The 9,245-nt window shown below is 63.5% G+C and carries 15 protein-coding genes; 12 read left to right on the top strand and 3 right to left on the bottom strand.

Going from position 1 to position 9,245, the window contains the following annotated elements:
- Nucleotides 1-24 precede the first annotated feature (24 nt).
- The 7 genes from dnaQ to ACFO3E_RS14215 all read left to right on the top strand — a co-directional run bounded on the left by dnaQ (nucleotide 25) and on the right by ACFO3E_RS14215 (nucleotide 4,193).
- Nucleotides 25-717 (top strand): DNA polymerase III subunit epsilon, encoded by a 693-nt coding sequence (gene dnaQ / locus ACFO3E_RS14185; RefSeq protein ID WP_066528930.1) that lies wholly within the window; start codon nucleotides 25-27, stop codon nucleotides 715-717.
- A gap of 82 nt (nucleotides 718-799) precedes the next feature.
- Complete coding sequence (gene hpf, locus ACFO3E_RS14190) at nucleotides 800-1,393, top strand: ribosome hibernation-promoting factor, HPF/YfiA family (RefSeq protein ID WP_066525910.1); 594 nt, start codon at nucleotides 800-802, stop codon at nucleotides 1,391-1,393.
- Nucleotides 1,394-1,518: 125 nt separating this feature from the next.
- The gene (locus tag ACFO3E_RS14195) at nucleotides 1,519-1,986 is read left to right on the top strand and encodes a PTS sugar transporter subunit IIA (RefSeq protein ID WP_066528924.1); all 468 of its coding nucleotides are present in this window, start codon (nucleotides 1,519-1,521) and stop codon (nucleotides 1,984-1,986) included.
- The gene (locus tag ACFO3E_RS14200; protein ID WP_066528927.1) at nucleotides 1,976-2,437 is read left to right on the top strand and encodes a PaaI family thioesterase; all 462 of its coding nucleotides are present in this window, start codon (nucleotides 1,976-1,978) and stop codon (nucleotides 2,435-2,437) included. Before ACFO3E_RS14195 ends, ACFO3E_RS14200 begins: the two co-directional genes overlap by 11 nt.
- Entirely contained in the window at nucleotides 2,427-2,765 is a 339-nt protein-coding gene (locus ACFO3E_RS14205) for a DUF1491 family protein (RefSeq protein ID WP_066525906.1), read from the top strand. Before ACFO3E_RS14200 ends, ACFO3E_RS14205 begins: the two co-directional genes overlap by 11 nt.
- A 181-nt stretch (nucleotides 2,766-2,946) precedes the next feature.
- A complete protein-coding gene (locus tag ACFO3E_RS14210) occupies nucleotides 2,947-3,594 on the top strand; it encodes a cell wall hydrolase (RefSeq protein WP_066525904.1) in 648 nt (215 codons plus the stop codon).
- Nucleotides 3,595-3,686: 92 nt separating this feature from the next.
- The gene (locus ACFO3E_RS14215) at nucleotides 3,687-4,193 is read left to right on the top strand and encodes an MmcB family DNA repair protein (protein ID WP_066525902.1); all 507 of its coding nucleotides are present in this window, start codon (nucleotides 3,687-3,689) and stop codon (nucleotides 4,191-4,193) included.
- A 19-nt stretch (nucleotides 4,194-4,212) separates the two neighbouring features.
- Here the strand turns inward: ACFO3E_RS14215 and ACFO3E_RS14220 are convergent, their stop codons facing one another.
- Together ACFO3E_RS14220 and ACFO3E_RS14225 are read right to left on the bottom strand one after the other, a co-directional pair.
- Nucleotides 4,213-4,449, bottom strand: coding sequence for a hypothetical protein (locus ACFO3E_RS14220; RefSeq protein ID WP_066525900.1), 237 nt, complete (start codon nucleotides 4,447-4,449; stop codon nucleotides 4,213-4,215).
- 98 nt (nucleotides 4,450-4,547) lie between these two features.
- A complete protein-coding gene (locus tag ACFO3E_RS14225; protein WP_066525898.1) occupies nucleotides 4,548-5,147 on the bottom strand; it encodes an ankyrin repeat domain-containing protein in 600 nt (199 codons plus the stop codon).
- A 70-nt stretch (nucleotides 5,148-5,217) separates the two neighbouring features.
- Between ACFO3E_RS14225 and ACFO3E_RS14230 the strand changes: the two genes are divergently transcribed.
- Genes ACFO3E_RS14230 through ACFO3E_RS14240 form a run of 3 tightly spaced genes read left to right on the top strand, consistent with a single transcriptional unit; the run spans nucleotide 5,218 to nucleotide 6,995 of the window.
- Complete coding sequence (locus ACFO3E_RS14230) at nucleotides 5,218-5,874, top strand: SCO family protein (RefSeq protein WP_197486242.1); 657 nt, start codon at nucleotides 5,218-5,220, stop codon at nucleotides 5,872-5,874.
- Between the two features lie 4 nt (nucleotides 5,875-5,878).
- Nucleotides 5,879-6,304 (top strand): YcgN family cysteine cluster protein, encoded by a 426-nt coding sequence (locus tag ACFO3E_RS14235; RefSeq protein ID WP_066525897.1) that lies wholly within the window; start codon nucleotides 5,879-5,881, stop codon nucleotides 6,302-6,304.
- A complete protein-coding gene (locus tag ACFO3E_RS14240; RefSeq protein WP_082919568.1) occupies nucleotides 6,261-6,995 on the top strand; it encodes a M48 family metallopeptidase in 735 nt (244 codons plus the stop codon). Before ACFO3E_RS14235 ends, ACFO3E_RS14240 begins: the two co-directional genes overlap by 44 nt.
- 23 nt (nucleotides 6,996-7,018) lie before the next feature.
- On the opposite strand, the gene trhO is transcribed toward ACFO3E_RS14240, so the two are convergent.
- Nucleotides 7,019-7,819 (bottom strand): oxygen-dependent tRNA uridine(34) hydroxylase TrhO, encoded by an 801-nt coding sequence (gene trhO / locus ACFO3E_RS14245; protein WP_066525891.1) that lies wholly within the window; start codon nucleotides 7,817-7,819, stop codon nucleotides 7,019-7,021.
- 64 nt (nucleotides 7,820-7,883) lie between these two features.
- On the opposite strand from trhO, the gene pdeM reads away from it, so the two are divergent.
- Complete coding sequence (pdeM, locus tag ACFO3E_RS14250; RefSeq protein ID WP_066525887.1) at nucleotides 7,884-8,543, top strand: ligase-associated DNA damage response endonuclease PdeM; 660 nt, start codon at nucleotides 7,884-7,886, stop codon at nucleotides 8,541-8,543.
- 183 nt (nucleotides 8,544-8,726) lie between these two features.
- On the top strand, nucleotides 8,727-9,245 hold a 519-nt coding region (locus ACFO3E_RS14255), incomplete at its 3' end, for a TonB-dependent receptor plug domain-containing protein (RefSeq protein ID WP_380805471.1).

The raw sequence follows: 9,245 nt of genomic DNA on the forward strand, positions 1-9,245 counted from the left end.
GGCAGAGTCGGCGTGAAGAGGGCGATGCGCGAAATAATTTTCGACACCGAAACGACTGGATTCGACCCCGCATCGGGAGATCGGCTAGTGGAAATTGGTTGCATTGAACTTGTGAACCGCGTCCCGACAGGGCGAACCTTTCACGCTTATTATAATCCCCAGCGGGCGATGCCGTCGGCGGCCGAGGCGATTCACGGGCTTTCGGACATCTTCCTAAAGGACAAGCCGTTTTTTTCGGCGGGGGTCGCGGAATTGCTCGACTTTCTGGAGGACAGCCATCTGGTCGCGCATAATGCACGGTTCGATTTCGGCTTCCTCAACCATGAATTGAAGCTTTGCGGCTTGCCCGAAGTGACGATGGCGCGGATGATCGACACGGTCGCGATCGCGCGCCAGTTGCATCCGGGCGCCAAGCATAGCCTGGACGCGCTTTGCACCCGGTACGGCATCGATCGCAGCCATCGCATCAAGCATGGCGCATTGCTCGACGCTGAACTGCTGGCACAGCTTTACATCGAACTGACCGGCGGCCGTCAAATCGGCCTCGGTCTTGCACAAGAGGAGGATAATGACGCCATTCGGGTGGAACTTGCGGGCATCGCCGCGGTTCGCCCTGTTCGTCCCGCGCGAATCTTCACGGTCAGCGCGGCGGAGCTGGAACGGCATGCAGCGTTTGTCGCGACGCTGGAAAAGCCGCTCTGGCTGGAGGAGGCTTGAAGGCTGGTCTGACGCCCTGCCCTTCATGCTTCGCGCCACCCGGACTGCTTCCCGCAGCCCGGCAAGAACAAGGAGAAGGCATATGGATATTCGTGTTTCCGGGCATCAGGTCGACACGGGCGACGCGCTCAAGCAGCATGTCTGGACCCGGCTGGAGGCGATGGCCGAGAAATATTTCGCTCGCACGATTTCCGCCCAGGTCACGTTCCGACCTGCGCCCCACGGGGCCTTTCATTGCGACATCGTCTGCCATGTGATGACCGGCCTGATCCTAAAAGGGGCGGGCGAAGCGCAGGAAGCGCATCCGGCCTTTGACCAGGCGGCAGAAAAGATCGAGCGGCAGCTGAGGCGCTATCTGCGCCGTTTGAAAGATCGCCATCCCCAGGCCGCAGCAGCGGAGGCGCAGCGTGCCAATGGCTATGACCTGAATGGGCTGGACGGCGCGGGCTATACCATCTTTGCATCGTCGCAGGAGGAAGAGGAACCGGCAGAGGCGCCGCTGATCGTTGCGGAAACCCGCGTAGATATTCCCGAAGCCAGCGTATCCGACGCGGTGATGATGCTGGACCTGCGCAACACCAATGCGCTGCTGTTCCTGAATGCGGGAACATCGGCCTATAATATGGTCTATCGCCGTCATGACGGGACGATCGGCTGGGTGGAACCGCGCGGCTGACAAGGGTTCCGGCCCCAGGGCGCCAGTTGACCTAGAGCGGCAGGCGGCCTATGGGGCCGGGCTTTATATCCCCGGGCAACGCGCGATTTTGGGGCATGGCGCGCCTCGGCTGTTCCAGGTTGGTCATGGTTCATTTCAACGATATCGTCGCGCCGGATGCGCTCGCTACGGGCCTGTCGGTGAACGGCAAGAAGCCTCTTTTCCAGAAAATTGCGCAACTGGCCGCAGCCGCCTATGGGCTGAAAGCCGATATGGTGTCGGACGCGCTGTCGGAACGGGAGCGGCTGGGATCGACCGGCTTTGGCGGGGGCATCGCCATTCCCCATGCAAAGATTGCGGGCCTTCAGAAGATGCGCGCGGTCGTGGTTCTGCTCCGCCCGCCGCTGACCTTCGACGCGGTGGACGATGCGCCGGTCGATGTCGTGTTCGCTTTGCTCTCCCCTGTGGATAGCGGGGCTGAGCATCTGAAGACGCTGGCCCGAGTGTCGCGTTATCTGCGTGAAGATGCGCATGTCGCCCGGTTGAGGGGCGCAAAATCGGCCGAGGCGCTGCACGCGTTGCTGGCCGGTGGCGAAGCGCGTGATGCAGCCTGATAGCGCGCCAAGCGGCGAAGCGGCGCATTTCCGGGCGTTGGAAGGTTTGTACCGGTCGGCTCCGATCAACCGGATGTTCCGGTCCGAACTGACGATTCCCGAGGCGGGCCGGTCGGTCATCGAGTTCGATGTGGACGAAGAACAGTTCCACGCCGCCGGCGCGGTGCATGGGACGGTCTATTTCAAGATGATGGACGATGCCGCCTTCTACGCGGCGAACAGCCTGGTGAGCGACCGATTCCTGCTGACAACCGCCTTCAACCTGCTGTTCACCCGGCCCATTGGCCCCGGACGGATTCGGGCGGAAGGGCGCTGGATCAGCGGCAAGCGACGTGTGTTCGTCGCCGAAGCGAGTCTGATCGATATGGAGGGCGAAGAAGTGGGTCGCGGGACCGGGACCTTCATGCGCTCTCAATTTCCGCTATCGTCATTGCCGGGTTATGCAGGCTGAACGGCTGACCAGCGCCATGCTGGTCGGCGTTCTCATCAGGCGCTCTGCGGCGGCGGGCGGCTTCGCCACCGTGCTGGTCAAAGGCGATGAAATCAGCGGCGCCATCCTGATTGAAGCAGCCGAACGGGGCCAGGGAAAGGGCCTCTATGAACGGGTGCCGGACTTTGCCGGAAACTATCAGTTGGTGCGTTGCGGGCCCGCCCCCGAAGAGGGCGTGGATTCGCTATCTCAATATATAGCGCGCAGGCGGCGGGCGGACCCCGACCTGTGGATTATCGAACTCGACATCGCGGATGCGGAACGGTTCGCCGCTGAAACGATCTGCTGATCGTTGACTCTCCGGCCGGGGGAAGGCATCGGCCCCTGCAACGCTTAACGCGCAGGTTGCCAAATTCGCCCGTGGGGGGCGGGGGAGGTAAACACGCAGACGGGGGGCGGCCAGACGTCGATTGTAAGTTACGGGTTTGACCCGACGTCCACGGCCAATAACCGCACGTTTTTGAGTTGTAATGAGTCTTCGTCTGAAGGCCGCGATTGCCGCGGCATTTGCTTTGTCCGCCACAGCGGCGGTCACAGCGGCCGACATGTCGAGCGCCAATGAAGCTGCTCCGTCGGTCGTTTCCCTTCCGGAACATCAAGAGCTGAATTCAGCTCCGGCGGCCGCAAAGCCTGCTGTTGTTTTCTCCGCGCCGCGCGAAGTCGCGCAGCCGCTGGGCACCCTTTCCGATAGCGCCGATGTGCGCGCCGACAATCTTTCCGCCCTGGTTGATGCCCAGGGAGCTGCAGAAACGCTCGATGGCGACATGAAGTGCCTCGCGGGTGCAGTTTATTTTGAATCCAAGGGTGAGAGCCTGGAAGGCCAGCTCGCCGTAGCCCGCGTTATCATCAATCGAGCAAAGTCCGGCCGGTTCGCCAGCAGCCTGTGCGGCGTCGTCTATCAGCCCGGCCAGTTCAGCTTCGTTCGTGGCCGCGGCATGCCCGCGATCCCGATGGCGACCGAAAGCTGGCGCCAGGCGGTCGCGATCGCACAGATCGCCATGCAGGACGGCTGGGACAGCAAGGCCGAAGGCGCGCTGTTCTTCCATGCCCGCCGCGTTTCGCCGAGCTGGGGCAAGCGCCAGCTGGCCGCGATCGACAATCATATCTTCTATCGCTGATTCCTCGGGTCGCACTTAGGAAACAGCAGGCCGGTTCAGTTAATGCTGAACCGGCCTTTTCTTTTGTTCCCTTCCTGTTCTATCATAGTGCGATGACCGCCAGTTCCTCTTCTCCCGTAGCGCAAGGCTGTTCGCCCCTGACCGATGGCACGGCCCTGGCCGTTGCGCGCGGCACGTTGCGCCTGTTTTTCCGCCATGACATGAGCGGGATATTGGAAGTGCCGCTTCCCAATGGCCGCCGTGCGGACATCATGGCGCTGGACAGCGCGGGGCGGATAACCATCGTCGAGATCAAATGCAGCCGCGCAGACCTGCTGGGCGATATGAAATGGCCCGATTATCTGGATTATTGCGACCGCTTTTTCTGGGCGGTGCCTTCCGGTTTCGACCTGTCGCTGTTCGACAGCGAGGCATTATGGCCCGCACGGACCGGGTTGATCGTGGCCGATCAATATGATGCCGAATTGCTGCGGCCTGCCCCGGTGGAGCCGCTTCCGGCGGCGCGGCGAAAAGCTGAGACATTGCGCTTCGCCAGGCGCGCGGCGCGGCGGCTGACTGCGCTCGCCGATCCGGACCATGCAGCGGAACTGGGCTGGTAAAGGCTGGATCCGCGCGGGATTAGTAGGGACGCTTTCCCCAATATTCCTCAGCGAGGAACTGGTTGAGCGCGGTGGAACCCTGACGCGCCGCGGTTCGCGCCAGATGGCGGCGAATGTCATAGCTGCTGGAGCTTAGCGCCGCGCCGAAGGCGTCCATCGCCTTCGTCGATCCGTGCTGCGTGCCCGTATAGGGCTGGAAGATATTGCCGAGCGCCTGTTCCCAGGCTTTCTCCATATCCATTGGCTTGCGGTTCATGGTCTGCCTCTTCGCGAAGGATGGCAGGAATGAAGATGGGAAGGCCAGGCGTTTAGCGCAAGGTGACGCCTGGATCCTTTGTCCTGACGAACCGCTTGCTAGAAAACCGGACCTTGCACTGGGCCGGAGGGCGCTGCCTTGGTTTTGGCCGCTGTCACCGCTTCGACCAGGCCGGGGGTGCGCGATTCCCGCTCTGCATAGTCGCGCGCGGACATGCCGGCGATGGTGTCGCGCCTGTCGGCATTGGCGCCCTGCGCAATCAGCAGCCGGACCAGTCCCACGTCACGCAGTTGCACCGCGCGGATCAGCGGCGTTTCGCCACTGCCGTTCGCTTTGTCGATCTGAGCGCCGCCAGCAAGCAGCGTGCGGACTCCATCCTCGAACCGGGCCTGGACCGCATTCATCAGCGGGGTATTGCCGCGATTGTCGGTCAGGTTGGGATTGGCGCCCTTGGCGAGGAGGAAGGACAGCCATGTGACGTCACGGCGCGCGATGACCATGTGCAGGGCGGTTTCACCGCTGGTGACATCGCGGCTGTTGATGACCGTCGAGCCGGGCTTCTGGATAAGGTCGGTGACCTTCTGCCCGTCAGCGTCCTTGACCGCCTTCAGGAAGTTGTAGCTGTCCGAAAACTGCGCATGCGCCGCCATCGGCGACAGCAGCGCGAGAGCCAGAGCAGCGGCGCGGCCTGCGCCCATCCAAGCCGGAAAACCTCTTGTCATCGTCGTTAAGCCCCGTTGGCATTTGCAAAAGCGCCCATAGCAGGGCATGGCTGGCGGCGCCATGAACAAAGCGCTTTGCTCCATCCTGCTGCCGATCACCGCCCTGCTGGCTGCCTGTAATATGGGCGCGGGCGGCAATGCATCAAGCGAGTCAGGGAGCGCGCCCGGCGACCTTGCCGGAGCGCGGATCGGCGCGCCCTTCACCCTGACGAACCAGGATGGCAAGAAGGTGCAGTGGCAAGATTTTCAGGGGAAGTACCGGCTGGTCTATTTCGGCTACAGCTATTGCCCCGATGTCTGCCCGCTTGACCTGCAACGCATCATGCAGGCGTTCACGCAGTTCGAGAAGGCCGACGCCGGGCGCGCGGCCAAGGTGCAGCCGGTGTTTATCAGCCTGGACCCTGAGAGGGATACGCCCGCGGTGCTGAAGGCCTATGTCGCTGCCTTCCATCCGCGCCTGATCGGCCTGACCGGCACGCCCGATGAGATTGCAAAGGTGGCGAAGGATTTCGTCGTCATCTTCAACAAGGAAAAGCCGCAGGAGGACAGCGGCTATCTGGTAAGCCACAGCCGGACGCCCTATCTGTTCGGGCCGGATGGCCAGCCGGTTGCGCTGGTTCCGGTGGACGATCCGGGAACGCCGGACCAGGACGAAGGCGCACCGGACAAGGTGCTCGCCTTCCTCGAAAAATGGGTCAAGTGACGGTTTGAACTTCTGGGAAAAGCCCCTCGACAAGCTGGATCGCGCGGAGTGGGAAGCGCTGTGCGACGGTTGCGGCAAATGCTGCCTGCACAAGGCGGAAGATGAAGATACGGGGCGTATCTACCCGACCAACGTCGCCTGCCGCCTGCTCGACCGACATAGCGGCCAATGCACCAACTATAAGGAACGGCGCAGCTTCGTGCCCGATTGCGTGCGCCTGACACCGCAGAAGGTGAAGACGATCAGCTGGCTGCCGCGCACCTGCGCCTACCGGCTGCGTAGCGAGGGAAAGCCTTTGCCGTCATGGCATTATCTGATCAGCGGCGATCGGGAAGCGGTGCACCGGGCGCAGGAGTCCGTGCGCGGCTGGACGATCGCCGAGGCAGATGCGGGCGATTGGGAAAATCATCTTGTCGATCGAGAACTCTGAAGGCGCGATCCTGGTCGATGGGGTGGCGGTGCCGGTGCGCGTCCGCCGATCGGCCCGGGCGAAAGCCTATCGCCTGTCGCTCGACCGGGCGCGGGGCGAGTTAAGGTTATCGCTTCCGACCAAAGCGAACCTTCATCGCGCGCTCGGTTGGGCGCAGGGGCATGAGGGATGGGTCCGGACGCAAATGGCGGCGCAGCCTGCCCTGGTCATGTTTGGCGATGGCGCGATTTTCCCGCTGGAGGGACGGGAGGTGCGGATCTGCTGGACGCAGGGCGCGCCGCGTTCGGTCCGGTTGGCCGAGGATCGGCTGATCCTGGGGGGCGTGGCGGAGTCAGTAGGACCGCGCGTGCTGCGCTGGCTCAAGGCGCGGGCTCGGGCCGTGCTGGAGATGGAAAGCCATGCGATGGCGCGCGATCATGGGCTGGTCGTGGCGTCGGTCGGCATTGGCGATCCGCGCAGCCGTTGGGCGAGCTGCGCGTCGAACGGGGCGATCCGCTATAGCTGGCGCTTGATCCTGTGCCCGCCGCATGTACGCCGGGCGACGGTGGCGCATGAACTCGCCCATCTGCTGCACATGGACCACAGCCCCGCCTTTCACGCGGCGCATGCGCGGATATTGGGAGAGGACCCGCGGCCTGCGCGGGCGTGGCTGCGGGAACATGGCGGAGCGTTGCACCGCTATATCGTTTAGGCTTCCGGCCGGCTGGCGCGCGTTCAACCCGCGCAATCGTGCGGCGCATCCGGGCGGTGGGCCAGGCCGCAGGTGCGGCAGATGACATGGTTGCCGGGCTTCAGGCCGTGGCCGACCGCGACCCGTTCATCAAAGACATAGCAGTCGCCACGCCAGCGGCTTTGGTCTTCGGGCATTTCCTCAAGATAGCGCAGGATGCCGCCGCGCAGATGATAGACCTCTTCAAAGCCGCGCGATCGCACCAGCGCGGTCGATTTTTCACAGCGGATGCCGCCGGTGCAGAACATCGCGATGCGCGGCTCGCGTCCCTGTTCGCGCAATTCTGCAGCGAAGCTGTCGAACCAGCCGGGAAAGTCACGGAAGGAGCGGGTGCCCGGATCGATCGCGCCCTCGAAGCTGCCGACCGACACTTCATAAGCGTTGCGCGTATCGATCAGGATCGTGTCGGGATCGGCGATCAGATCGTTCCACTCCGCCGGGTCGAGATGGCGGCCTGCTTGCGCCGCAGCGTCAAGATCGCCTGCGCCCAGGGTCACGATCTCCTGCTTCACCTTCACCTTCATGCGGCCGAAGGGGGCCTGGGTAGCGGTGGCGTATTTGACGTCCAGATCGGCGCAGCCGGGCAGGGCGCGGATATGGCCGAGGAGTGCGGCAATGGCCTGATCGCTGCCCGCGACCGTGCCGTTGATCCCTTCGCGCGCGAGGATCAGCGTGCCGCAGGTTTCAAGCTGCGCGCAGAGTGTCCGCAATTCCGCCGCGATCGCCTCTGGGTCGGCGAAGGACGCGAAGCGATAGAGCGCGGCGATGGTGAAGGGCGGAGCCATGCCGCGCCCATAGCGGCTTCATCGCCCTCTTGAAAGGCCGGGCGCGAGCGCGCATAGGCGGGGCATGGTTCCCTTTTCGTTCGCGGGTCACGAGTTTCTGGCATTGCCCGAGGCGGCGCTGTTCTGGCCTGCGCACTCGGCGTTGCTGGTCGCGGACCTGCATTTCGAAAAGGCGAGTTGGTTCGGTCGGTTCGGTCAGTTCCTGCCCCCGCATGACAGCCAGGCGACGCTCGACATGATCGAGATGCTGGTGGAACGGACGCGCGCGCGCGCCGTCTGGTCCCTGGGCGACAGTTTTCACGATGCAGATGGGGCGGCGCGCTTGCCTGCCAAGGTGCGTGAGAGGCTTTGTGCGCTGACGGCGCGGTTGGATTGGCTGTGGATCACCGGCAATCATGATGTGGGCATGGCGGAAACGCCCGGAGGCAGGCGCATGGTGGAAGCCGAGGTCGATGGCATCTGGTTGCGGCATGAAGCCGATCCGGTCGATCCGCGACCCGAGATTTCGGGGCATTTTCACCCCAAATTCCGCCTTTCTTTGCGCGGACGGCATGTGTCGCGGCGCTGCTTCGTCGGATCCTCATCCAAACTGATCCTGCCAGCGTTGGGCGCGCTGACCGGCGGGCTGGACGCGGGGCATGGGGAAATTCGCCGTGCGGTGGGTCCGGGGGCAATGGCGCTGGTGCCCGTCGCGGACCGGATGCTGCGTTTCCCGTTGGGGTAGAGACGCTACGGAAACGCGGCGTTAAGCTGTTGCTGCTAGACCACATGGCGCTAGAATACGGCAACAACTGGGCGCAAAGGGTTGTAAAGGCTTGGTTAGCTTGCCTTTGATCCGCTGTGTCCGCATAATCGCACTCCTAAGGCCGACTTGGAAAACCAGGCGCTGCAGGAGAGGAAGGGTCCCATGAATAAGAAAAATCTTTGGCTTTTGTCTGCCGGTGTGGTCGCGCTGGCCGGATCCGTGTCCCACGTTCAGGCGCAGGAAGCGCCGCCGCAACAGGCAGCAGAGGAGGATGGCAGCGTCATCATCGTCACCGCGACGCGCCGCGCCAGCCCCTTGTCCGACGTACCGATCGCCGTGTCGGCGGTCACCGCCCAGGCGATGCAGAATAGCGGCGCCAGCGACATTCGTACGCTGAACCAGCTTGCGCCGTCGCTGCTTGTGTCATCGACGGGGTCGGAAGCCAATGCGTCGGCCCGCGTCCGCGGCATCGGCACAGTGGGCGACAATCCGGGCCTCGAAAGCTCGGTCGCCGTGTTCATCGATGGCGTCTATCGGTCGCGCACGGGCGCGGGGCTTAACGAACTGGGCGAAATCGAGCGGGTCGAAGTGCTGCGCGGGCCGCAGGGCACGCTGTTCGGCCGCAACGCTTCGGCGGGCCTCATCAACGTGATCAGCAAGGCACCCGAGTTCAAGCTGGCG

Source organism: Sphingobium tyrosinilyticum (genome assembly GCF_042654265.1).
GTDB classification, from domain to species: domain Bacteria; phylum Pseudomonadota; class Alphaproteobacteria; order Sphingomonadales; family Sphingomonadaceae; genus Sphingobium; species Sphingobium tyrosinilyticum.

Excerpts from the sequence above, each read along its gene's own strand:
- pdeM (WP_066525887.1), top strand. The coding sequence starts at position 7,884 with ATGGTTCCCTTTTCGTTCGCGGGTCACGAGTTTCTGGCATTGCCCGAG.
- trhO (WP_066525891.1), bottom strand. The coding sequence starts at position 7,819 with ATGGCTCCGCCCTTCACCATCGCCGCGCTCTATCGCTTCGCGTCCTTC.
- ACFO3E_RS14205 (WP_066525906.1), top strand. The coding sequence starts at position 2,427 with ATGCAGGCTGAACGGCTGACCAGCGCCATGCTGGTCGGCGTTCTCATC.
- dnaQ (WP_066528930.1), top strand. The coding sequence starts at position 25 with ATGCGCGAAATAATTTTCGACACCGAAACGACTGGATTCGACCCCGCA.
- ACFO3E_RS14195 (WP_066528924.1), top strand. The coding sequence starts at position 1,519 with ATGGTTCATTTCAACGATATCGTCGCGCCGGATGCGCTCGCTACGGGC.
- ACFO3E_RS14240 (WP_082919568.1), top strand. The coding sequence starts at position 6,261 with ATGCGGGCGATTGGGAAAATCATCTTGTCGATCGAGAACTCTGAAGGC.
- ACFO3E_RS14215 (WP_066525902.1), top strand. The coding sequence starts at position 3,687 with ATGACCGCCAGTTCCTCTTCTCCCGTAGCGCAAGGCTGTTCGCCCCTG.
- ACFO3E_RS14230 (WP_197486242.1), top strand. The coding sequence starts at position 5,218 with ATGGCTGGCGGCGCCATGAACAAAGCGCTTTGCTCCATCCTGCTGCCG.
- ACFO3E_RS14225 (WP_066525898.1), bottom strand. The coding sequence starts at position 5,147 with ATGGGCGCAGGCCGCGCCGCTGCTCTGGCTCTCGCGCTGCTGTCGCCG.
- ACFO3E_RS14200 (WP_066528927.1), top strand. The coding sequence starts at position 1,976 with ATGCAGCCTGATAGCGCGCCAAGCGGCGAAGCGGCGCATTTCCGGGCG.
- ACFO3E_RS14210 (WP_066525904.1), top strand. The coding sequence starts at position 2,947 with ATGAGTCTTCGTCTGAAGGCCGCGATTGCCGCGGCATTTGCTTTGTCC.
- hpf (WP_066525910.1), top strand. The coding sequence starts at position 800 with ATGGATATTCGTGTTTCCGGGCATCAGGTCGACACGGGCGACGCGCTC.
- ACFO3E_RS14220 (WP_066525900.1), bottom strand. The coding sequence starts at position 4,449 with ATGAACCGCAAGCCAATGGATATGGAGAAAGCCTGGGAACAGGCGCTC.